At 33.7% G+C, this 23659-nt stretch carries 20 protein-coding genes and 1 tRNA gene; all 21 read left to right on the top strand.

Features of this window, described 5'->3' with window-relative positions; all coding sequences use genetic code 11:
• Positions 1-233: 233 nt before the first annotated feature.
• The 21 genes from rph to K357_RS0101725 all read left to right on the top strand — a co-directional run bounded on the left by rph (position 234) and on the right by K357_RS0101725 (position 23223).
• Positions 234-989, top strand: a complete 756-nt coding sequence (rph, locus tag K357_RS0101825) for a ribonuclease PH (RefSeq protein ID WP_028257193.1) — start codon at positions 234-236, stop codon at positions 987-989.
• Positions 967-1557: an XTP/dITP diphosphatase gene (locus tag K357_RS0101820; protein ID WP_028257192.1), complete on the top strand. Its 591-nt coding sequence runs from the start codon at positions 967-969 to the stop codon at positions 1555-1557. The genes rph and K357_RS0101820 overlap by 23 nt, the downstream gene beginning before the upstream one ends.
• 1 nt (position 1558) lies before the next feature.
• Positions 1559-2053, top strand: a complete 495-nt coding sequence (locus K357_RS0101815) for a metallophosphoesterase family protein (RefSeq protein ID WP_028257191.1) — start codon at positions 1559-1561, stop codon at positions 2051-2053.
• A 106-nt stretch (positions 2054-2159) separates the two neighbouring features.
• Positions 2160-2936 (top strand): adenosylmethionine decarboxylase, encoded by a 777-nt coding sequence (gene speD, locus K357_RS0101810; protein ID WP_028257190.1) that lies wholly within the window; start codon positions 2160-2162, stop codon positions 2934-2936.
• 195 nt (positions 2937-3131) lie between these two features.
• The gene (locus K357_RS0101805) at positions 3132-4307 is read left to right on the top strand and encodes an NAD(P)-dependent malic enzyme (RefSeq protein ID WP_028257189.1); all 1176 of its coding nucleotides are present in this window, start codon (positions 3132-3134) and stop codon (positions 4305-4307) included.
• A gap of 183 nt (positions 4308-4490) precedes the next feature.
• A complete protein-coding gene (thiT, locus tag K357_RS0101800; protein WP_051211977.1) occupies positions 4491-5042 on the top strand; it encodes an energy-coupled thiamine transporter ThiT in 552 nt (183 codons plus the stop codon).
• 39 nt (positions 5043-5081) lie between these two features.
• Positions 5082-6440, top strand: coding sequence for a molybdopterin-guanine dinucleotide biosynthesis protein MobB (locus tag K357_RS08535; RefSeq protein ID WP_051211976.1), 1359 nt, complete (start codon positions 5082-5084; stop codon positions 6438-6440).
• Between the two features lie 31 nt (positions 6441-6471).
• Positions 6472-7713, top strand: a complete 1242-nt coding sequence (locus K357_RS0101790) for a molybdopterin molybdotransferase MoeA (RefSeq protein WP_028257187.1) — start codon at positions 6472-6474, stop codon at positions 7711-7713.
• Between the two features lie 135 nt (positions 7714-7848).
• Entirely contained in the window at positions 7849-9123 is a 1275-nt protein-coding gene (locus tag K357_RS0101785) for a dicarboxylate/amino acid:cation symporter (RefSeq protein WP_028257186.1), read from the top strand.
• Between the two features lie 278 nt (positions 9124-9401).
• Positions 9402-10427 carry an AraC family transcriptional regulator gene (locus tag K357_RS0101780; protein WP_028257185.1) on the top strand — a complete coding sequence of 342 codons (1026 nt, stop codon included), beginning with the start codon at positions 9402-9404 and terminating at the stop codon, positions 10425-10427.
• A 420-nt stretch (positions 10428-10847) separates the two neighbouring features.
• Complete coding sequence (gene ttdA, locus K357_RS0101775) at positions 10848-11747, top strand: L(+)-tartrate dehydratase subunit alpha (protein WP_028257184.1); 900 nt, start codon at positions 10848-10850, stop codon at positions 11745-11747.
• Positions 11747-12358 (top strand): L(+)-tartrate dehydratase subunit beta, encoded by a 612-nt coding sequence (ttdB, locus tag K357_RS0101770; protein WP_028257183.1) that lies wholly within the window; start codon positions 11747-11749, stop codon positions 12356-12358. The genes ttdA and ttdB overlap by 1 nt, the downstream gene beginning before the upstream one ends.
• Positions 12359-12606: 248 nt before the next feature.
• A complete protein-coding gene (locus K357_RS0101765) occupies positions 12607-13878 on the top strand; it encodes an SLC13 family permease (RefSeq protein ID WP_028257182.1) in 1272 nt (423 codons plus the stop codon).
• Between the two features lie 472 nt (positions 13879-14350).
• A complete protein-coding gene (locus tag K357_RS0101760; RefSeq protein ID WP_028257181.1) occupies positions 14351-16021 on the top strand; it encodes a formate--tetrahydrofolate ligase in 1671 nt (556 codons plus the stop codon).
• Positions 16022-16037: 16 nt separating this feature from the next.
• Positions 16038-16658 carry a cyclodeaminase/cyclohydrolase family protein gene (locus K357_RS0101755; protein ID WP_028257180.1) on the top strand — a complete coding sequence of 207 codons (621 nt, stop codon included), beginning with the start codon at positions 16038-16040 and terminating at the stop codon, positions 16656-16658.
• A gap of 91 nt (positions 16659-16749) precedes the next feature.
• The gene (locus K357_RS0101750) at positions 16750-18357 is read left to right on the top strand and encodes an AfsR/SARP family transcriptional regulator (protein ID WP_028257179.1); all 1608 of its coding nucleotides are present in this window, start codon (positions 16750-16752) and stop codon (positions 18355-18357) included.
• Between the two features lie 596 nt (positions 18358-18953).
• Positions 18954-20270: a nucleobase:cation symporter-2 family protein gene (locus K357_RS0101745; protein WP_028257178.1), complete on the top strand. Its 1317-nt coding sequence runs from the start codon at positions 18954-18956 to the stop codon at positions 20268-20270.
• A gap of 687 nt (positions 20271-20957) precedes the next feature.
• Positions 20958-21401: an MOSC domain-containing protein gene (locus tag K357_RS0101740; protein WP_081658373.1), complete on the top strand. Its 444-nt coding sequence runs from the start codon at positions 20958-20960 to the stop codon at positions 21399-21401.
• 14 nt (positions 21402-21415) lie between these two features.
• On the top strand, positions 21416-22384 hold the full coding sequence (gene moaA / locus K357_RS0101735; RefSeq protein ID WP_038113387.1) for a GTP 3',8-cyclase MoaA: 969 nt from the start codon (positions 21416-21418) through the stop codon (positions 22382-22384).
• 49 nt (positions 22385-22433) lie between these two features.
• Complete coding sequence (locus K357_RS09290; RefSeq protein WP_051211974.1) at positions 22434-23009, top strand: SHOCT domain-containing protein; 576 nt, start codon at positions 22434-22436, stop codon at positions 23007-23009.
• A 138-nt stretch (positions 23010-23147) separates the two neighbouring features.
• Positions 23148-23223: transfer RNA gene (locus tag K357_RS0101725), tRNA-Lys, on the top strand.
• Positions 23224-23659 lie beyond the last annotated feature (436 nt).

The raw sequence follows: 23659 nt of genomic DNA, 5'->3' as shown, positions 1-23659 counted from the left end.
TAAGAGAAAAATTTGTTTACTATATGATGTTACTATGGCTGACTTATGAAGTAAAAGGTAACTCGTGCATTATATTAGAATTATATAATGTATATTCCTATATTAGTATGATACAATTGACTAGCTATAGAAGTAGGCCATGAGGCAGAATATATTTGTCTATGCTAGAATCATGTAGTAGAACGTGATAGAATAATTCTATACGATATGAGAAACATAAAGGAAGAAAAAATATGAGAATTGATAATCGAGATAATGAACAGTTGCGTTCTATTACTATTACAAGAAATTTTACTACCTATGCAGAAGGTTCTGTACTCATTGAGTGTGGAAATACAAAAGTACTTTGCAACGCTAGTGTAGAAGAACGAGTACCTCGATTTTTAAAAGGATCCGGTCAAGGTTGGGTGACAGCAGAATACTCTTTATTACCTAGATCTACGATGACTCGTACTAGTCGTGAAGCTACTAAAGGAAGACAAACAGGACGTACTGTAGAAATTCAACGGTTAATTGGTCGTGCCTTACGAGCGGTTGTAGATTTAACAGCATTGGGAGAACGAACTATTACAATTGATTGCGATGTCATTCAGGCCGATGGAGGAACACGTACCACAGCTATTACAGGTGCATTTATTGCTTTGGTGGATGCGGTTGATACAATTTTTTCAGGAGATGGAATTTTTCCAGTTACAGAATTTTTAGCTGCTATCTCTGTGGGGATTGGACAGGATGGATTGATTACAGATTTATGCTATCATGAAGATAGTGAAGCTGTAGTTGATATGAATGTTGTTTCGACTGAGTCAGGGAGATTAGTCGAGCTACAAGGAACCGGAGAACATGGCACATTTTCTCGTAGTGAATTAAACTCTTTGCTAGATATGGCAGAAAAAGCGATTACAGAGTTGATTGGTTATCAGAAACAATCATTGGGTGCGTTAGCAGAAAAAGTAGGAGCTGTATATGAAATTAGTGCTGGCAACTAAGAATCAAGGTAAAATTCGAGAGTTTCAAGAAGCCTTTCATAGGTTAGGAATTGATTGTATAAGTATTCGTGACATTTCTAATGTGCCAGATCCAATAGAAAATGGCAATACATTTATAGAGAATGCAAAAATCAAGGCATTATATTATATGAATGCGTGTGGATTGCCTTGTTTAGCTGATGATTCAGGGCTTGATGTAGATATTCTTAATGGAGCACCCGGCATTTATTCGGCTCGTTATGCAGGAAAACATGGTGATGATGAGGCGAATAATCAAAAATTAATTTCTCAATTACAAGGCGTACCTATGTTAAAGCGAGGCGCACAATATGTATGTGCATTAGTATTAGTTTACCCTGATGGTCGAATGTATGAAGCGGAAGGAATTTGTAATGGACTTATTCAAGATGAACCAAAGGGAACAGAAGGCTTTGGTTATGATCCATATTTTTATGTTCCTAAATTCCGTAAAACTATGGCAGAATTGACAATAGAAGAAAAAGAATTGATTAGTCATAGAGGTCGTGCCTTACGCCAATTAATAGGACAAATAGAAAAAATGGAGTAATATGAGACGTATAGGTGTTATTAGTGATACACATGGGTATCGAGAGGTAATTGATATAATTTTAGAAAAGACTAAAGATAAGCATATCGATATGTGGTTACATGCTGGTGATCTGGGTGACGATGCGCGTTATATGGCCACGAAAACGAATGTACCTGTTATTGCAGTACGGGGAAATAATGACAGACAGAGGCCGTTAGAACCAGAAGAACAACTCATTCCTTTCGAAGATACATATATTTATATGGTACATGGGCATAAAATTCCCTATTATAACCGTATTCAAGAGTTATTATATATAGGTGAAGCTATGGGAGCCACATTGGTAGTATCTGGACATACACATTATCATGCCTCTTATGAGGGACAAAATTGTTTGTATGTTAATCCAGGTAGTCCCATACTTCCACGAGATAAAAGTGGAGGTACATTTGCTATTGTTACCTATCAAGAAGGAAAATTTTCAGTTAAGTTTTATTATATGAATGACCTATAAAGTACAAACAATGATAATAGATTAATAGGTAAAAGTTATATAATGTTGTAGTAAAGGTGTATAGTAGACGTCAAGGTAAGTAATTGAGAAAGGTGTTAGGTGAAGCATGTCGGGTAAATCAAAAAATAAAATGAAGTTATATGGTTTTAATAATTTAACAAAAACGCTAAGCTTTAATATATATGATATTTGTTATACTCGCACAGAGGAAGAAAAAAAAGAGTATATTAAATATATTGATGAAGTGTATAATGCAGAACGGTTGACAGCTATATTGACAGAAGTATCTCATATTATTGGCGCGAACATTTTAAACATAGCTAGTCAAGATTATGATCCACAGGGAGCTAGCGTTACTATTTTGATTTCAGAAGAAGAACTTGAAAAAAAAGATGTAGTATGTCATCTAGACAAAAGTCACCTAACTGTTCATACCTATCCAGAAAGTCATCCTCATAAAGGAATTAGTACATTCAGAGCAGATATTGATGTATCTACTTGTGGAGAAATATCTCCATTAAACGCGTTGAATTATTTAATTGATAATTTTGACTCAGATATTATTAGTCTTGACTATCGGGTACGTGGCTTTACAAGAGATATGTCAGGTAAGAAACTCTATATTGATCACCGCATTAATTCAATTCAAAACTATATTGCAGCCAAAACACGTAATCAATACAATATGATTGATGTTAATGTATATCAAGAAAATATTTTTCATACTAAGATGATGTTAAAAGAATATGACTTAGACAATTATTTATTTGGTATTACTAAAGAAGATTTAACACCTAAAGAACTTAAAGCAATTAATCAACAATTAAAGCAAGAGATGAGTGAAATTTTTTATGGGAGAAATTTACCATCTGTTAAAATGTAATAGTTGCTAGTGGCCGAATATATCGATAAGAATAGCAGTTTACAATAAATTAAATCGAAAAAGATTGATTAAATCGAATTTATTAGGTATAATAAAGACAGATACTAATAGATAAGAATACATGCATAGGTTGCAGATATAATTAGACTTTATGTAATATGGTATTATGATAATGTTATCCATAGGAGGGACAGTATGGATATTAAAGAAGAAGCAGTTGCAAAAAAAAGAGAATTACAGGGATTTTTGACAGTTACTAGTAAATATGAATTGAAAGATGCTCATGATTTATCAGTAGCTTATACACCAGGTGTGGCAGAACCCTGCTTATTAATCAAAGAAAATGAAGAAGAGTCTTTTGAATTAACTTGCCGCGGTAATATGGTAGCAGTTATTTCTGATGGTACTCGCGTATTAGGACTTGGTGATATTGGAGCGGCAGCGGCAATTCCAGTTATGGAAGGTAAGTCGTTATTATTCAAAAAATTTGGCGATGTGGACTGTGTTCCAGTTGTTATTGATACAAAAGATCCTGAGGTATTTATTAATACAGTTAAATTATTGCAAAAAAATTATGCAGGTATTAATTTGGAAGATATTTCATCTCCTAAGTGCTATGAAATTGAAAATCGTTTAAAAGCTGAATTAGATATTCCTGTCTTCCACGATGATCAACACGGTACCGCTATCGCTTGTCTAGCTGCTGTAAAAGGCGCTTTGCGCCTAGTAAAAAAAGAATTAGCTACAGCTAAAATCGTTGTGAATGGAGCTGGTGCGGCAGGTGCTAATATTGCTCGATTATTATACTTAGCAGGGGCTCGTAATATTACTGTATTAGTAAGCTCAGGTGTGCTTCATAAAGATTATAAACGACTTGATTCGTTACAATCTGAACTTATCGATTTATTAGACTTAGAAAGTAAGCATGGTAATTTGGCAGAGAATGCTAAAGGTGCTGATATTTTATTAGGCGTATCTGCAGCAGGAGCTTTTACAAAAGATATTTTAGAAAGTTTAGGTGATGATGCCATTGTATTTGCCATGGCAAATCCTAATCCAGAAGCGACGTATGCAGATATGAAAGCAGCTGGTGTGCGTGTGGCTGGTACAGGTCGTTCTGATGCACCTAACCAAGTTAATAATGTAGCTGTATTCCCTGGTATTTTCAAAGGTGCTTTCAAAGTACGTGCCACACAAATTAATGATGAAATGAAATTGGCAGCAGCAGATGCATTATGTAATTTAGTATCTGACGCTGATTTGGCAGAAGATCATGTAGTAGCTTCTGTATTTGAACCAGGTGTAGCTGATGCAGTAGCTGATGCGGTAGCAAAAGTTGCGATTGAAACAGGGGTAGCTAAAAAACAATAATTGCTTATACATGTGATTCGAATATAGTTGTGAATTAGTTGTAGGCAGTTTTGGTAGAGATATAAAATAATATTGACGACATTTAGTCAATGAAGTATATAATAAACGTGTCAAGTGGATTTTCATTTGACACGTTTATAGTTTTTTTGATAGTAATTATATTATATAAAGGGAGGTAGTTTTATGAATCATATACAAGAATCAGGAAAAACAATGAATACAAGAATGATAGTAGAAGCAGCGATGGCAATTGCTATTAGTTATATACTTCACTACATAGTGTTATTTCAGATGCCTCAAGGTGGTGCCATAAAGGCAGCAAACCTTGTGCCATTATTAATTTTTTCTTATCGATGGGGTGGAAAAGCTGGCATATTAGCATCGGTTACGTATGGACTTATTACATTTATTTTGGGATTTAAATTTTCTTTGCATATTATGAGCATTGTTCTTGATTATCTTGTAGCTTATGGCATAGTAGGTGTAGCAGGATTTTTTAAGGATAACACAAGAGGATTAGTAATGGGGAGTATTTTGGCTTGCTTCTTAAAATGGTGCGCTTCTGTGGTGAGTGGGGCTGTTATTTTTGCTTCCTATGCACCAGCAGGAGAAAATCCATGGATGTATTCCATGGTGTATAATGCATCATATATGCTACCAGATGCGTTGATTAATATAATAGTGTTGTTGATTGTTTATAATAGTATCAAAAAAGGCTTACGAAGAGTATCGTAATGAATAACTCTATATATCATTAGGATGTAAGAGGCGAAGATGGCATGTATGAAAATAGAGAATGGTAATACGATGAATAGAAACTCAATTATAGAAGAAACTATGTACTCTAGAATTTCTAATATGAGCTTAATTATTATGGCGGGAGGTATGAGTTCTCGCATGGGCTATTGTAAAGCCCTATTGCCTTGGGGCGACTCAGTGCTTATTGTAGAGCAGATTCGGAAAGGATTAGCAGCAGGATTTCAAGGGATTATTATTTCATTAGGTGTAGATTCAGATCTAAATGAGCATATTATTTCTACGATTCGTAAATACATATCAGAGGATGATTGGAAACAAATTAGAGTTGTATACGATTCGATTCCTTCTTGTGGCCCCATACAAGGAATCATTAAGTCATTTCAATCTACTCTATGTGACTGGAACCTAGTGATAGCGGTAGATATGCCTTTTGTTGATTATCAATTGTTACTATCTTATACATGTGGCGATTATGAAAATGTCGAGTCGTATATACCTGTTCATGATGGCTATAGTGAACCTCTTGCAGGAGTCTATCATAGGTCATTATTAAAAAATTTTATTACTAGCTATCATGATGGATTCTATGCATTACAAACAGTAGTAGAGAAAGTAAAATCCAATCTTGTTGTAATGGATGCTTATCGCCATATGTTTATGAATATGAATACCTATGAAGAATATCAGTGGTGTAGGGCTCGCTTTGAAAGTGAAAACCGAGATGTACCTATTATTTGTGTGGTAGCGTCGCGTAGAAAAACGGGAAAAACCACATTTATTAAAAAACTCGTTAGTGAACTAACAAAAAGACATATCGTAACAGGTGTCATTAAAAGTGATGCGCATCAATTTACAATGGATAAAGAGGGTAGTGATACGGATGAGGCCATTAAAGCAGGGGCAAAAGCTGTTATGATTGCGAGTCATAATGAATTAGCAATTCGAATTAAAGCAGATTATAAAAATCAGATGTATTATTTATCACAGATTCTTCCCGTCGAATTAGTTATTATGGAAACGAGAACACAAGGTGTATTTCCTACTATTGAAGTATTTCGAGAAAATTATACAGAAGAGCTTGTGACCCCCTTCAATGAGTTGGTGGGACTAGTAGAAATCGACGAATCATCTAAGATAGGAACGATAGAACATCATGATATACAAGATTTAATAGATACAAGTATTCGCGTGGGAGTGGCACAATTACATGACACAGGACAAGGTGAATTTTTTAAATCTATTATGAATCATAATATGGATATGATGAGAGAATCTTGTAATAAGGGTAAGCCGCCAATTCTTTTTTCCTATAAGGATGACACATCCTTTCAACTACTAGTTGATGCTATTTGTCGCTATATAGTTAGGAAATAATTTATTTCAGTTGCTTAGAAAGAGGTAGTGTATGGCAGGCATAAGAGTAGAAGAAGTACGAAAAAAATGGAAAATTGCCTTGAGCAAATATTCATTAGAATCTATTGTGGTACCTATCAATGAGGCATTAGGTTATATTTTAGCAGAACCGATTATTGCTAAGACTGATATACCGGCCTTTAGAAAATCTCCTTATGATGGATATGCACTTACTTATGAACCTAATTGTAAAGAATATAAGGTGATTGATGTAATTGGTGCTGGAGTAGATTATAAAAAGAATATTTCTAAGGGTGAATGTATTAAAATTATGACGGGGGCTCCAGTTCCAGATTCATGTGACACGATTATTATGCAAGAACAGTGTGTAGGAGATGGTAGAATTGGTACTACTATTTCTATACAAGGAAATCACGTTTCAGGGGAGAATATTATCCCTCAAGGGGAAGAATGTAAATGTGGACAGACTGTAGTGGAACCAGGACTTTGTATTGATGCTGGTATAATATCGATGGCGGTAGGATTAGGATATACAGAGATTAGTGTATATAAACCACTTACGGCAGCAGTCATTACATCAGGAAAAGAAATTATTGAACCAGGAAATCAGTTAGAGAAAGGTCAAATATTTAATTCGAATCGTTATTTACTCACTGGATTATTACGGGCAGCGGGGATTAATAATATATCCTATTGCCATATCAGCGATGATCCAACATTATTAGAAAAGGAAATTGAACGAGTTCGTACTAGTATTGATACGGTAGATATTGTCATTAGTACTGGTGGCGTTTCTGTAGGCGTATTTGATTATATGCCTAGCATTTTTGAACGATTAGGAGGCGATAGCCTATATCGACGTATTATGATGCGACCAGGAGCGGCGTCGTATGGGTGCATTAGAGAACGATATGTTGGACATACAAAAAAATTACAATGTATTTGGGGTCTATCGGGAAATCCAGCAGCAGCATATAATAGTTGGTATTTACTTGCATTACCTACTATTTATCAATTGCAAGGACGAAAGTGTACAGACCTGTCTGTCATGACTTGTAAGTTAGAAGTGGTTCTTACTAAAAAAAATCCTGTTGATCGATATGTACAAGGACAGATTATATTGATAGATGGCAAACCTATATTTAGACCTAATAAACTATTTTCGGGCAGTGCGTTACTCGGCCTACAAGCCGTTAATGGGTTGGCAAAACTACCTCAAGGAACTATGCATTATGAGGTGGGCGATGAGGTTTCTGTAATCATATTGCGATAGACTAGTTATTAATAAAAATGAATAGGCAACTACATAAAAATATGATATACTTTGTGGAAAGTATAGTCACAACAAAACACTCCTAAAGTTTCTTTGGGAGTATTTTGTTGTGTATGATGAATAATGAGGTGGAATATGGGGTCTTTAAAAAAGCTTAGTTTATCAACATGGATCTTAATTGGTTTAGTACTGGGAATTATTGTCGGTGCTATTTCTCCTGATTTAGGTAAGGCAATGAAGCCATTAGGCGATGTTTTTATACGAATGATTAAAATGATAGTAGTACCTCTCATATTTAGTTCTTTAATCATGGGCATTGCTGGTACAGGAGATTTTAAAAAATTAGGCCGATTAGGCGGAAAATCTATTGTTTGGTTTGAAGTAGCAACAACATTAGCATTAATTATAGGCTTATTATTAGTAAATTTAGTAGGGCCTGGCCATGGTGTCAATATTACAGCACAAGCTAGTGAAGCAGTTCAAAAGGCCGCTCATGCTAAACCGTTAGATCATATACAAATGCTAGTCAATATTGTACCTACTAATATTATTGATGCAATGGCACGTGCTGATATGCTTGAAATTATATTTTTTAGCTGTATTTTTGCTATTGCTGCCGCCAAAGCTGGTGATGAAGGAAAAGCTATTATTAGCTTATCTAAAGATGTAACACATATTATGTTTAATGTAACACATTATGTTATGAAAGTATCGCCTATTGGTATTTTTGGCGCCATTGCTTATACAGTTGGACTATATGGTCTTGATGTGTTATTGCCATTAATTAAATTAATTGCTTGTTTATATGTGGCACTAATTATATTCTTAATATTAGTATTAGCCATAGCATCAGCATTTACTAAAGTTAGCATGTTTAAATTGATAGTGGCACTAAAAGAACCATTATTATTAGCGTTTACTACATCTGCTAGTGAAGCGGCACTACCTATTGCTATGGATAAGTTAGAACGGTTAGGCATACCGAAACATATAGTTAGTTTTGTACTTCCTTTAGGATATACATTTAACTTGGATGGATCTACTTTATATAGTTGCTTAGCAACCATGTTTCTAGCACAAATGTATGGTATTGAAATGTCTATTACGGCACAAATTGGTATGCTGCTTGTTCTTATGGTTTCTACTAAGGGAATTGCAGGTGTACCAGGATCAGCATTAATTGTTATTGCTAGTACCGTATCTGCTTTTGGTATTCCTGTTGAAGGGATTGCTATCATCTTAGGAATTGACCGTATTTTAGATATGGCTCGTACTTGTTGTAATGTAACCGGCAACTGTATTGCTGCTGTAGTAGTGGCTCGCTGGGAAAAAGAGGCGACTGCTGATGCGATTAACTATCGCATTGATCACCCATATACTGACTCTGAGTTGGAATCAATTAATAACTGATATATTAAATCTTATATATCTTAAAATATATTATTGGTCATTCGCATCTAGTATAGTAATACCTCCTTTAAAAGATGCTACATGGGTAGGATACGTATAGTAATAAAAGTGTTGCTGTACTCGATTATTTTAATAAAACATCCATTGATACATATAATAGAATTACAGAAAAAAGTACTCATATAGTTGCCATACTAGTTATATTCTAAGGCATTATGTAGGTGTTCTAGTAGTAGATATAGTTAGGTATATGTGAGATAAGTGCATCGGGAGGTTCTATGGAATATTTTAAGTATAAATATGATCATAATCATATTAGATTTAATAGTCATATTTATAAAGTGGGATCATACCATTATAATTGGCATCCAGAAACAGAAGTACTTGTGTTGTTAAAAGGAAAAGTTGAAGTGTGTCATGATAGTGAATGTACATATATGGAAGCAAATGACGTAATTATTTACTCACCACAGTGTGGACATGCCACATTAGCACTAGAAGAAAATAGTATTGCGATGGTATTGCATATTGATATTAATTTTTTTTCTAGTTTTAATAAAAACTTTAAGAAATATGCTTTTTGCATAGGTTCTAATGCCCATACGCGTGATAATATTTTTTACCGATACATTCGTGCACAAATGGCTGAATTATTATTACTACAAAAAAATAGTAACCTTATAGCTACAGATTATATGTTAATAGAATCGTTATTTATTAATATTTCAAGAGCCGTATATGAAAAAGTGAGTAAAATATGGCAAATTCCTAAAGGTGTAGGACCAGTAGATGAAATACAAGCTACATTTAGTAAGATGATTGAATATATTGATAGACATTATAGAGAGCGAATTACTCTTGCTGATATAGCTAAGATAGGAGGATATAATCTTAGCTATACTTCTCAATTTTTTAAAAGACAACTAGGTATCTCTTTTATAGAGTACATACTTAGAATGCGATTAAGAGATGCAGCTATATTGCTAGCTAATACTGATACACGGATTGCAATCATTGCCAATATGTGTGGATTTTCAGATATAAAAGCATTTAATACTGCTTTAAAAAAATATTTAAAAATGACTCCATCTGAGTATAGGAGATACTCAAAAGCTGATATAAAACAAACTTATTTAGACGATTGGAAAGAGTTTATTCATACTGGTGATGAGGAAATTATTGGCTTGCTGAAAGTGATGAAGAGTGAGAAAGATATAGAGAATAAGGATATTGAGAATTATAAAATTAATAGTGAAAAGTTTCATAAAATTCGAAGTGAGTTAGAAAAAATATTGAATATATAAAAAGAATACCAATAGGCGTTTTTTTATATAATGATTATATAAATAAGGCTATAGCATATCTATGTTATGGCCTTATTTTTTTATAGAATAATGAATTTTTTATCACTATAAGTAAAGAGGATTAACTATATTCTTACTAGTGCTATATACATGTAATTGATTATGATTTTAATTATAAATATATAGAATATAGGGAAAATAATATATATAGTTCGAAAAACGAATAGTAAAAATTACTAATGTGCATAAAATTTATTGATAATATCATCTTTTAATTTGGATAGAGCTTTTTATAAATTTAATTAGAATAAAAGTATAGAAGCTATGATTTATATATGAGTATAAGTATATAAAGATAGTAGTATATTTTAGTAAGTATTTACCGGTTTATTATGAGAACATAGGTATTGGAGGATTTCTATGAGCGATACAAACCAATTAGAAAAAATGACTCATGTTATTGCTGAATTTGTTGCATATATGGCACGAAAGTTGCCAGATGATGTGGAAAGCAAAATTAAAGAATTAGCAAGTGATGAAAAAAATCCATTAGCAAGAACTATTTATGAGACTATGAAAAAAAATATGGAGTTAGCTATGGCATTGAAAAGACCATCTTGCCAAGATACTGGAGTGCTTCAATATTGGGTAAAATGTGGGGCCCAGTATCCTTTTATAGGGGAATTGGAAAGTATATTAAGAAATGCAACCTATATAGCTACAAAGAATGCGCCACTTCGTCATAATTGTGTTGAAACATTTGATGAATACAATACAGGTAAAAATATAGGAACAAGTGCACCGTACATTATGTGGGATATTATACCTAATCGTGATGATGTAGAAATATTTCCTTATATGGCTGGCGGAGGCTGTTCTTTGCCAGGTAGTGGAAAAACTTTAATGCCAGGAGAAGGATATGAGGGGGTAGCGAAATTTGTCTTAGATCTAATGACAAGTTACGGTTTAAACGCATGTCCTCCATTACTGGTAGGTGTAGGAGTTGCTACTTCAATTGATACAGCAGCATTGTTCTCTAAGAAGGCATTGATGAGACCAGTATCTTCTAGAAATGAAAATGAAAAAACAGCGTATATGGAAGATTTATTAACTGATGGTATTAATGCATTACATTTAGGACCACAAGGTATGGGGGGGAGTGCCTCTGTATTGGGCGTCAATATTGAAAGAGGTGCGCGCCATCCATCTGTTATTAGTGTAGCTGTAAATGTGGGATGTTGGAATCATCGAAGAGGGCACATAATATTCAATAAAGATGGATCATATAAAATTTTATCGCATAGTGGGGTGACATTTTAATGGAAAAGAAAATTTTAACAACGCCAATTTCTTTAGAAGACATAAAAAATATTCATGCAGGCGATATTGTATATCTAACAGGTCATATTACAACTTGTAGAGATGTAGCACATCGTCGATTAGTTGAGTATGGTAGGGAGTTGCCTGTAGATATTCGTAATGGAGCTATTTTGCATGCAGGACCAATTGTGCGTGAATTGGGAGACAATGAGTATGAAATGATTTCTGTAGGACCAACTACATCTATGCGAATGGAAAAATTTGAATATGAATTTGTTAAGAATACAGGCGTGAGGATCATTGTGGGCAAAGGTGGTATGGGACCTGAAACACAACGTGCATGTCAAGAATTTGGAGCATTGCATCTTGTATTTCCTGCAGGTAATGCCGTACTAGCCGCTACTGAAGTTGAAGAAATTGAACAAGCTAATTGGAAAGAATTAGGCATGCCTGAAACATTGTGGACTTGCCGTGTTAAAGAGTTTGGCCCACTTATTGTATCTATTGATACACATGGTCGTAATTATTTTGAAGAAAAAAAAGTAGAATATAACAAGAAAAAAGAAGAAGTACTAATGGATATTTATAAACATGTAAGTTTTATAAAATAATTACTACATATAGAATAAATAGATTTATAAAAAAGCTAATCATACCATTATTTCTGTAGTGATTAACGATTGGTAAATCATTACAATATATCTTTAGAAAATTGTACATTGAAATCTTTTTGTTGCGTTGTAATCTTGAGGTATTTGATTAAATTCGTCAATAAGAATGGATTCTAAATAGCTTTTCGTAGAAGACATAATGGAATGTGAGAGCGGCTGATGTTATTTGTTCTGAGAGGAGTGTAAAAATGGATGCTATTAGTATTACATTAGTATTTCTAGTATTTGCAGTAGTTATGTTTATTTGGGAAAAAATCCCATTATCGATTACAGCAATGGTTGTCGCCATCGGTTTAAATATTACTGGTATTTTAACACCTAAAGAAGTATTTAACGGTTTTGTTGATTCAAATGTTTTATTATTTATGGCAATGTTTATAGTAGGGGCTGCTTTTTTTGAAACAGGTGTAGCGGCATATGTAGGATCGTTAGTCACAAAATTTGCTAAAACAGAACGAATGTTACTGGTGGCAGTTATGGGAATTACAGGAATTTTATCTGGATTTTTGTCAAATACAGGAACAGCAGCGGTTTTAATTCCTGTTGTTATTGGAATTGCTAATAGTTCAGGTCTTAAAATTACAAAATTGTTAATGCCTTTATCTATGGCAGCCGCTATGGGAGGTAATTTAAGTCTAATTGGTGCACCTGGTAATATGATTGCTCAATCCAATTTAGAATCTATCTTACATATGAAATTTGGATTTTTTGATTATGGGATCATAGGACTACCTGTACTGATTATCGGAATTCTATTTTTTACGACTATAGGGTTTAAATTGTTGCCAAATCAATCATCAAGGACTCCAGATAGTACGTATGAACAGATTAATGATTATAGTGACGTTCCAATGTGGAAAAAGTGGATTGCTAGTATTGTATTAATCGCAACTATAATAGGGATGATATTTGAAGATTATATCGGTATTAAGCTATATATTACTGCTTGGATTGGCGCATTAGTACTAGTAGCAACAGGTGTTATTAACGAAACTCAAGCCGTTAAATCAATTGATATGAAAACGATTCTTTTATTTGTTGGGTCACTAGCATTGGCTTCTTCATTGGTAAAAACAGGGGCAGGTACATTAATAGCAACAACAATTATTAATACAATGGGTACGAATCCAGATCCTTTTATTATGATGACGGTATTATTTTTGATTACTGCTATATTAACAAATGTTATGTCTAATACAGCAGCTTGTGCGTTAATGGTTCCTATTGCAATTTCTTTGTCAGCGCAAATAGGAGCAGATCCTAAGGCTGTATTAGTAGCTATTGTGATTGGTAGTTCTTGTGCTTATGCAACACCAATAGGTATGCCCGCGAATACAATGGTTTATAATGTGGCGGGATATTCATTTATGGATTATATAAAAGCAGGAGGACCATTAGTAATTGTTTCTATTATCGTATCCTTAGTTTTATTACCCATTTTTTTCCCATTTTACCCATAAGAATAGTAGCTGTTTTGACAGATAGTATTATATAGAGAATAATAACTTTTAAGGATAATATGTTATTCGCAGAAAGTTAGTATAAAAAGACTGCATCAAAATTAGTAGCAATCTACATAATCTTGATGCAGTCTTTTTGAAGGAGAATGGATTGTTTATATTAGATATCTATATATGAGGATGAAATACGAGGTTTTATTGGAGGGCTCGCAAATTTATATAGACTGAATATATACTAAAGATATGTTGAGGAGTAAGGTATTTAGTATAGTATATAGTATCTAATATAAAATATATAGTTGGTAGAGCACCATCTACACATTAAGCATATACGTTAGCCGTCTAATAATAGTCAAAAACACTAAATAATACACAAAAAATATTTGTTAGACGAAATATGTATAGATACTGTATAATTGTGTTATTATAAAAAACAATTATACTTATGGAGTAGACAAATCGGGAGGCTTATATGTTAAGTGATATTGAAATAGCTCAAACAAATAAAATGGAAAAAATCGGATATATAGCTGAAAAATGTGGTTTAAAAGTAGATGAAATTGAGCAATATGGTCATTATAAAGCAAAAGTCTCTTTTGATGCTATTCATAGATTACAAGACAAGAAAGATGGTAAATTAGTACTAGTTACAGCCATTACACCTACGCCAGCAGGTGAAGGGAAATCTACCACTACCATTGGTTTGGTAGAAGCACTCAATAAAATTGGTAAAAGAGCGATTGCAACTTTGCGGGAACCATCATTGGGGCCAGTTTTTGGAATTAAAGGCGGTGCTGCAGGTGGTGGGTATGCTCAAGTAGTGCCTATGGACGATATTAATTTACATTTTACTGGTGATATGCATGCCATTACCGCCGCTAACAACTTATTGTCTGCTGTTATAGACAATCATATTCATCAAGGCAATGCATTACAAATTGATATACGACAAATCACCTGGAATCGTGTGTTGGATATGAATGATCGTGCTTTACGTCATGTAACTGTTGGTTTAGGGGGAAAAGTATGTGGATTCCCTCGTGAAGATGGATTTATGATTACCGTTGCTTCAGAAATCATGGCCATTTTATGTTTAGCGAAAGATTTAGATGATTTAAAAGAACGATTTGGCAATATTATTATAGGTTGTAATTTAAAAGGAGATCCTGTATATGTTCATCAATTGGGATGTCAAGGTGCGATGGCTCTTCTCATGAAGGAAGCTATTAAACCTAACTTAGTACAAACATTAGAACATAATCCTGCGATTGTTCATGGTGGTCCATTTGCTAATATTGCTCATGGATGTAATTCGATTATAGGAACCAAACTAGCTTTAAAAATAAGTGATATCGTAGTTACAGAGGCTGGATTCGGTGCTGATTTAGGAGCAGAAAAGTTTTTGGACATAAAATGTCCTTATGCAGGTATATATCCAGATGCAGTAGTTATTGTGGCTACCATTCGCGCATTAAAAATGCATGGCGGTGTACCTAAGAATGAATTGGATATAGAAAATATACAAGCCGTTAGTAAGGGGTTTACTAATTTAGCCAAACAAATAGAAAATATGCGTTACTTTGGTCTGCCAGTATTAGTGGCTATTAATAAATTTGCCAGTGATACATTAGATGAAGTAGATATGGTCCTTGAAAAATGTGCTAATTATGGCGTGGATGTTACTTTGAATGAATCTTGGAGTAAGGGAAGTACTGGTGCTATAGATATGGCTAAGCGCATTGCTGATATGGTAGAAGGCACTTCCATCGTACCTAAGACTGTGTATGATATACATGAAAGTATTCAAGAAAAAGTTCGAAAAATTGTTACAACTATTTACGGTGGAAAGGATGTTATCTTTATTAATAAAGCACTTAAGCAAATTAAGCAGTTAGAAGACTGGGATGTTTCATCGTTACCAGTATGTATGGCAAAAACACAATATTCTTTAAGTGATGATCCAACATTGCTAGGGGCACCTAAAGATTTTGTGGTAACCGTATCTGATGTGCGCGTGGCATCAGGAGCAGGGTTTATTATATGTCGGACTGGGGATGTAATGGTTATGCCAGGATTGCCTAAGCAACCTGCTGCGTTACATATGGATATTGAATCTGATGGCACAATTACAGGATTGTTTTAATAAATAAGGAATCGATATGGACTTAAAAATTACAACAGTAGAAAAATTTATTGACCATACTGCTTCTAAAGCGCCTACGCCAGGAGGTGGAGCAATAGCGGCTATAACGGGGGCAACAGCCATTGCATTAGCAGAAATGGTTGCTAATTTAACGATTGATAAATCTGGGTATGAAACTGTTACATCAGATATGAAAGAATTACAGAAAAAGGCTAGTACTATGAGAAGTCGTTTTCTTGCATTGGCAGAAGAAGATATGAAAGTATTTTCTAATTTTATGAGTGCCTTACAATTGCCGAAACATACTGATAAGGAAAAGATTGCTCGTACAGAAGCTATTCAGAATTGTTATAAGAATGCAGCACTAGTACCTTTAGAAATTGGAGTATTGGCAGCAGATATATTCCCTTTAGCACAACAAGCCATAGAAAAGGGAAATAAAAATACTGTAACTGATGCAGCTATTGCAGCTATTAATGCACGCGCTGCAGTTAAGTCGGCTTTTCTCAATGTGAAAATTAATTTAGCCAGTATCAAAGATACATTATTTGTAGAAGAGTTGAAGTCTACGATGAATGCTATTGAATCGCTGGTTGATGAACAAGAAGAGACTATCATAAGTGCCTGTCAGTTATAGTTTCAATTCTTGTTGAATGATACAGGGTGGTGTAAACTAAATTTATACAGTATACATAGGGAAGTTATCCAATATAAAGTGAGGGCATACTATGGCTGAAGTGTTAGAAGTTAACTTGTTAGGAACCCCAAGAATTATTAAAGATGGTAAAGAAATGTTCTTTTCCTATAATAAGGTGAATGCATTAGTATATTATATTATTATAAAGAAATCAGTGATGCGTGATGAATTGGGTGGACTTTTATGGCCAGATAAAACAGAAGTAATTGCGCGTAAAAATTTGAGAAATGCCTTATATGAAGCGAAAAAGTTGTTGGGAGAAAATGTTTTTATATCACCAGTAAAATCAGTAATACAATTAAATGAAGAAACCAATATTTTCATTGATGTTGATAGATTTCTTTTAGCACCAATAGATAATATTAAGTTATATAAAGGCGAATTCCTACAAGGTTTTTTTACTAAAGGATCCGTATCCTATGAAGAATGGTATTTGTCAGAACGAAGACGAATTAAGCAAATTTATTTAAAAGCGTTAGTAGAAAAAATTAATATCGCAAAAGAAACTGAGGATTTTATTGAATTAGAATCATATGCACGTATGGTATTATCAGAAGATCCGTATAATGAAGATTTGTACGCTATGTTAATTCGTACGTATATCGATTTAGGAAAACCAGCGCAAGCGATTGCGGTTTATGAATTATTGAAAGAAATATTTGAGAAAGATGATTTATGCGCCATTAGTGATGACATTGAAGATCTTGTTGCTCCCTTGCGCAAGGCACAGCAATCGACTGCACTACCTACAAAAGATGCTATTAATGAAGTAGCTGCTTTAGAAGCAGTTCAGCTTGAAAAAGAACTATCTTACACAGAAGATGATGAGCTTTTATATAGACAATTAATAGCTACATGGGAAAAAGCAGGAAATATTTGGCGATCTGCACGATATAAAATAAAGCTAATTAACTATGAGTTTGAACGACCTTATGCACCTTTTCCATTTGCACAAATCATTGATTTGTTATTATTTACTAATAAGAAGTATATTTTTTCTTCTGAAAGTCATACATTGTTACATCAATTAGATGCGTTATATGAAGCTCATCAATCAGAAGATATTGATGACTGGTCTTTGATAGAAGATAATACAGTGAGAGATTTTTTTTCATCATATTATATGACAAAAGCAAGATACTGTATTTTAGTCGGAGATGTTGCTGTAGCTAAACAGCTGCTTTTAAAGATTATTGCTATGCCTGAGGATATTCATAAATCAGATTATTTGCTAGCCGTATATAGACAACTCATTTTTCTAAAATTATTCACAGATACTTCTGTTGATATTGAAAATATTTTTGAAGCCGCTATGAATTTGGCTATGGAATCCAACTATCATAAGGAGCTTGGCATATTATTACGTTTGCAAGGTATATTGCATATGCAATGCAAGCAGTGGGATATAGCTGAACAATTTTTAAAAAATTCTATGGACTTTTTTAAGGTTACGCAAACTATGGCACGACGCTATGGATTACATATTGGTGCAGCTATGTATTACTTAGGATATATTGCACAAGAAAAGAATAACATAAAAGAGGCAGCTTTATATTATAAGACAGCTTTGGATGTATGCAAACATACACATATGAAAGAATTTAATGATATTTGCTATTCTCAGATTGATACTTTATAAGAGGTAATGTGAAATTAATCTACTTTCGATTGATATATAAGTTTATATGATGTGTAAGTATAGTATAGTGATTCTAATTTATAGTATACATTTTATTGGATGATAATAGATATTAGTGTGAAGAATGATATTATAATAGGTAATACTAGGGTGAAAATAATATTAATATATCTTTTATCAGTGCTAAAGTAGTAATCTAGTCTATAGACATATATTTATTTCATTAGCAAAAATAGATACAGATATTGATAGGTGTATAGAAAATATTAATAAAAATTTAATTCTCTTATTCATATAACCGGTGCATTTGGCATCGGTTATATTGCATTATAGATTATTAAAATTCCACATTCGTACAGTGCCATCTACTTAGAGTTTATAGCAGTAATATGACAAATTTATGGTTACCATTGAGATCCTACAAACGGATATAGTGATATAATGCGATTATTTACTTGACTGTATCTAAATTATCATTTATTAGTAAGAAATATAAATAATTCATTTGCATAAGTTGTAATTATAAGGTAAACTATATACGTTAGAAGTACATATTATTTTAATAGTTTAACGGGGGACTTATGAGCGACGAACAGATGATTAGAAATGAAAATACGGTTGATAGCATATTACCAGCTTCTAAAATGCTCACCTATGGATTGCAACACGTATTATCTATGTATGCAGGTGCTGTAGCAGTACCGATTATTTTAGCACAAGCATTACATTTGCCAGTTGATGCGTTAATACGTTTGATTAATGCAGACCTTTTGACTTGTGGGATTGCCACATTAATCCAGACAATTGGGTTTTGGAAAGTAGGAGCCAGAATACCGATGATTCAAGGTGTTACATTTGCGGCTGTATCACCTATGATTATGATCGGTATGGAACATGGAATTACAGCTATTTATGGTGCTATTATTATTGCTGGTATTTGTACATTTTTAGCGGCCCCATATTTTAGTCGATTAATTCGATTATTCCCACCAGTAGTAACAGGTACGATTATCACAATTATTGGTATATCACTTATGCCCGTTGCTATTAATTGGATGGGTGGCGGTGTTGGCGCTAAAGATTTTGGTAGTTTTACTAATTTAGGCTTGGCTTTTCTAACATTTATGATTGTTGTATTTGTATATCGTTATGGTAAAGGCTTTATTGGTAATATTGCTGTATTACTAGGACTTCTCTTTGGCACTATTATTGCTGGGTTTATGGGAGTTGTTAATTTTGAAGCAGTGGAAAGTGCTGAATGGATTTCTTTAGTGACACCATTTGCTTTTGGATATCCTACATTTGATTGGGCATCGATTGTCTCTATGTTGATTGTTATGTTAGTAGTTATGGTAGAAACAACTGGTGATACTATTGCTATTGGTGAAATTGTTAATAAAAAAATTGGAAAACGTGAGTTGGCAGCTTGTTTGCGGGCCGATGGATTATCTACTTTTTTAGGTGGTATTTTAAATAGTTTTCCTTATACCGCATTTGCTCAAAATGTTGGATTAATAGCTGTTACACGTGTCAAGAGTCGATTCGTAGTGGCTACATCAGGGGCCATCTTAATTGTACTGGGTCTTTTCCCTAAAATGGCAGCAGTAATTGCTTGTATTCCTAATGCAGTTTTAGGCGGTGCAGGATTAGCTATGTTTGGCATGATTATTGCCAGTGGTATTCGATCATTAGGTAAAGTGAATTTTGATGGAAACTATAATTTAATGTTAGTGGCTATTAGTATTGGCGTTGCTATGATTCCATTGGCTGCACCTGATTTTTATCAAAATTTTCCAGATTGGGCAAAAATTGTTATGAAAAGTGGGATTACATTTGGTAGCTTTATGGCAGTAGCATTAAATCTTTTATTTAATGGGGTAGGAGAAGAAGGCTCTGTTATACCAAAACGATAAAACTTACACATAATTCTTAGCATACCATTAATAGAAGATGTTGTGTCGTTTATTAGATTACTGCATTAAGTATATTTATAGTATGGTGAAAAAGTATCTGTAGATTATTTTCTACACCCACATACAAAAGAGGAAAGTTGATGAAATTGCATCAACTTTCCTCTTTTTCTTATGCTTTATGTATTAATTTCTTCTTGTGAATAGAATGGGTAAACCAATAATCATATAACTAACAGTACTGTTGATTGATGGTTCGTGAAAGTTTAGGTGAGAAGAGGAGTCAAGTCATGTAACCAATCTTTAGATTACAGATATTGATAGTATTTTTATAAGGAATATCGTCCGTTAAAGACAATAGAAGAAGATAAACTATGAAAGTATATGAATTAACTATTATAGTTCTCAGTTCTAAAAAAGTTATATTCTTATATAAATAACGGTCAGTGAACTAATATTAAAAATACCAAGGAAAAAATATCAATTAGATAGATATTATATTCCTCCATTAGCGTGAGAGATTTTTCACAGAATAAGAGTGTGAATAGTTGTATACTGTATAGAGTAGTATATGATTTTTTTAGTAATCTTATTAAGGATAGCATATGCTAGTATGTTCATATTATTAAATATATTGTGATATAATATAACTCAGTATTGTTAATAGATAAAAAGTATTAGGTGATATATATGAAATCTATCATAGGTAAAGTAATTGCTATTTCTATGAGTGAGAAAAAAGGGCAAAAAAAACATAATATAGAGAGGGCAGAATTGATTGCTAATTTTGGCATAAAGGGAGATGCTCATGGTGGTCCATGGCATCGGCAAATTAGTTTGCTCAGTATTGCTAGCATTAATTTAATGAGACAGAAAGGTGCAGAGGTTAATCCAGGAGATTTTGCTGAAAATATTACGGTAGAAGGAATCACTTTATATGAATTGCCAGTGGGGACGCATTTAAAAATAGGCGAAAGTGCTCTATTAGAAGTGACTCAGATTGGTAAAGAATGTCATTCTGGTTGTGAAATACAAAAACAAGTAGGGTCATGTATTATGCCAACACAAGGAATATTTGCTAAAGTTATCATTGGCGGCATAATCAAAAATGATGATATAATTCAAGTTATATAAATATAGGAGCTACTATGGTACAAGACGCATGGGGTAGACATATTGACTATATACGTCTTTCATTAACGGAAGCCTGTAATTTTTGTTGTCCCTATTGTAGACCTACAGAAATTACAACGGATACACAGTTAGAATTGCTATCAGTTTATGAATGGATGGTAATTATAGAAGCGTTTCATTTATTGGGTGTACGAGCTATTCGCCTTACAGGCGGAGAACCTTTATTATATCCTTATGTGCATGAATTACTCGAAAGGATATATAAAACAGGATGGTTTGAAGACATATCAATGACGACGAATGGAAGTTTACTTTCTCATGAAGCACATCGATTACGAAAATTGGGATTGAATCGCGTTAATATTAGTTTAGATTCTCTGGATGCGGACATATTTGCATCATGCGTTGGCAAGCAAAATCAATTGTCTAATGTATTATCTGGTATAGAAGCAGCACTTTCAGCCGAATTTGATGTTGTTAAAATAAATACTGTTTTGACACGACAGTGGACGGATGATGAGATTCTTGATGTACTTTCGTATGTAAAAAAATGGAAAATTGTATGGCGAGCTATTGAATATATGCCATTTCAACATAAGAAATTTGATGGGCCTACTTTTATGGAATGGAAGTCTCAGATTGAACGACTGGTAGGAGCGCCATTAGTGGAAGTTGAAACTGTGAAAGGCTTTGGACCAGCTTCGTATTACCAACTACCAAATGAAATTATTATTGGCTTTATTTTTGCTATGTCTCATAGATACTGTAAACATTGTAATCGTGTGCGACTTACATCCGATGGATATTTACGTTTATGCTTACTACATGATGATGAATCTAACCTGATTAATTTAGTTAGAAATGGTATGAAATCTAACGAGTTAGCAGATCATATAAAAAATGTGTTACAATTGAAAAAAGAGGCACATGATGGTAAAAGTATCGTGCAACCAGCACGACCTATGTGGAAAATAGGTGGATAATAGGATATACGATCATGTACATTATAGAAAATCGTGATGAGGTATGCGGATGGGACTATTTAACTTTTGGACGAAAAAAGATAATAACAGAGAAGACTGTAAAGAATACTGGCCCGGTGGCCGCATGCTACAAGTCCATTTAACTTATGACGTAACAAATTTAGTGGTAAAATATTTTGGACGATATGGAGTTACATCATCATTTTCGGCATTAGCGATACGAGAAATTAAATATAATAAAGTAAGCAATACACATGCCTCATTAAGTATCTTAGGTGATGACGAATGTTTGGCAGTTTTTGACATATTATCGAACTCCATTAATCATTCTATTATAAGGTGGCTTCACCATGAGTTTGCTAAGACCCATCAATTACGAGAACATACTATTATATTTCCCCATATCGTAGACGCTGATAATATCGCAATTGATACAAGAATTGATACAAATCAGTGTGAGATGATTACAAGGATGGAGCAATCTACGTCAGAGGGCATTCAAGTAATCGATTCAGAATTAGATTTCTCGGCCTTACTCCGTCAATTAAAACAATTACATGATGAGGGTGTTATTACTGATGAAGAATTTGAAAGTAAAAAACAAGATATTTTAAGGCGCCTATAATACACTAACATAGTCATTGTACTGACAGTAGACAATATATAGATAGCACATATGATTGATCTTTTTTGCTATTTTTATCTTCCTAAAGATTTTACTTTACATTTGAATAATATGGGTCTATAATAGTTGTATCCTTATGGATCAATAGCTCAGCTGGCAGAGCACCTGACTCTTAATCAGGGTGTCCAGGGTTCGAACCCCTGTTGATCCACCACTATAAACCGCACTTTGGTGCGGTTTTTTCTTTACCATCTTTTATTAGTGTAGCCTTTGACCTCATTTGGACATCATTCTGCAATATATTTGAATTCTTTTCTACCATAGTGGATTCCATAATTGGTGGAATATGAGCGAAGGTATCCATCTTTTATTAGCATGAATCATTTCCGACCTTCATTTGTACGACCTCAAAGTTTACACTTGCTTTTAATAATAAGGTGACGTGTGTATGATGAGTATCATGTGTCGTAAAATCATGTCTGCCGATTACAGTGGCGAACTTTTTACATTTTAGAAAACATAGCTGAATTATAAGGATTGCCACATTCACCAGGGAATACTAGATTGTTGTTTTTCTAATTAGGCGTTTTAAAGCTTCGCTTATCGATAAATACGGCATACCCAAACGATGTATTAGATGATCATGACCA

The organism is Veillonella montpellierensis DSM 17217, from assembly GCF_000426745.1.
In the GTDB taxonomy this organism is placed as follows: Bacteria; Bacillota; Negativicutes; order Veillonellales; family Veillonellaceae; genus Veillonella; species Veillonella montpellierensis.
Note: the sequence above shows the minus strand (reverse complement) of the source record. Positions and strands in the feature narration are given on the sequence as shown.

Bases quoted from the DNA above. Each gene is read 5' to 3' on its own strand.
- rph (WP_028257193.1), top strand. From the start codon at position 234: ATGAGAATTGATAATCGAGATAATGAACAGTTGCGTTCTATTACTATT.
- K357_RS0101820 (WP_028257192.1), top strand. From the start codon at position 967: ATGAAATTAGTGCTGGCAACTAAGAATCAAGGTAAAATTCGAGAGTTT.
- K357_RS0101815 (WP_028257191.1), top strand. From the start codon at position 1,559: ATGAGACGTATAGGTGTTATTAGTGATACACATGGGTATCGAGAGGTA.
- speD (WP_028257190.1), top strand. From the start codon at position 2,160: ATGTCGGGTAAATCAAAAAATAAAATGAAGTTATATGGTTTTAATAAT.
- K357_RS0101805 (WP_028257189.1), top strand. From the start codon at position 3,132: ATGGATATTAAAGAAGAAGCAGTTGCAAAAAAAAGAGAATTACAGGGA.
- thiT (WP_051211977.1), top strand. From the start codon at position 4,491: ATGAATCATATACAAGAATCAGGAAAAACAATGAATACAAGAATGATA.
- K357_RS08535 (WP_051211976.1), top strand. From the start codon at position 5,082: ATGGCATGTATGAAAATAGAGAATGGTAATACGATGAATAGAAACTCA.
- K357_RS0101790 (WP_028257187.1), top strand. From the start codon at position 6,472: ATGGCAGGCATAAGAGTAGAAGAAGTACGAAAAAAATGGAAAATTGCC.
- K357_RS0101785 (WP_028257186.1), top strand. From the start codon at position 7,849: ATGGGGTCTTTAAAAAAGCTTAGTTTATCAACATGGATCTTAATTGGT.
- K357_RS0101780 (WP_028257185.1), top strand. From the start codon at position 9,402: ATGGAATATTTTAAGTATAAATATGATCATAATCATATTAGATTTAAT.
- ttdA (WP_028257184.1), top strand. From the start codon at position 10,848: ATGAGCGATACAAACCAATTAGAAAAAATGACTCATGTTATTGCTGAA.
- ttdB (WP_028257183.1), top strand. From the start codon at position 11,747: ATGGAAAAGAAAATTTTAACAACGCCAATTTCTTTAGAAGACATAAAA.
- K357_RS0101765 (WP_028257182.1), top strand. From the start codon at position 12,607: ATGGATGCTATTAGTATTACATTAGTATTTCTAGTATTTGCAGTAGTT.
- K357_RS0101760 (WP_028257181.1), top strand. From the start codon at position 14,351: ATGTTAAGTGATATTGAAATAGCTCAAACAAATAAAATGGAAAAAATC.
- K357_RS0101755 (WP_028257180.1), top strand. From the start codon at position 16,038: ATGGACTTAAAAATTACAACAGTAGAAAAATTTATTGACCATACTGCT.
- K357_RS0101750 (WP_028257179.1), top strand. From the start codon at position 16,750: ATGGCTGAAGTGTTAGAAGTTAACTTGTTAGGAACCCCAAGAATTATT.
- K357_RS0101745 (WP_028257178.1), top strand. From the start codon at position 18,954: ATGATTAGAAATGAAAATACGGTTGATAGCATATTACCAGCTTCTAAA.
- K357_RS0101740 (WP_081658373.1), top strand. From the start codon at position 20,958: ATGAAATCTATCATAGGTAAAGTAATTGCTATTTCTATGAGTGAGAAA.
- moaA (WP_038113387.1), top strand. From the start codon at position 21,416: ATGGTACAAGACGCATGGGGTAGACATATTGACTATATACGTCTTTCA.
- K357_RS09290 (WP_051211974.1), top strand. From the start codon at position 22,434: ATGGGACTATTTAACTTTTGGACGAAAAAAGATAATAACAGAGAAGAC.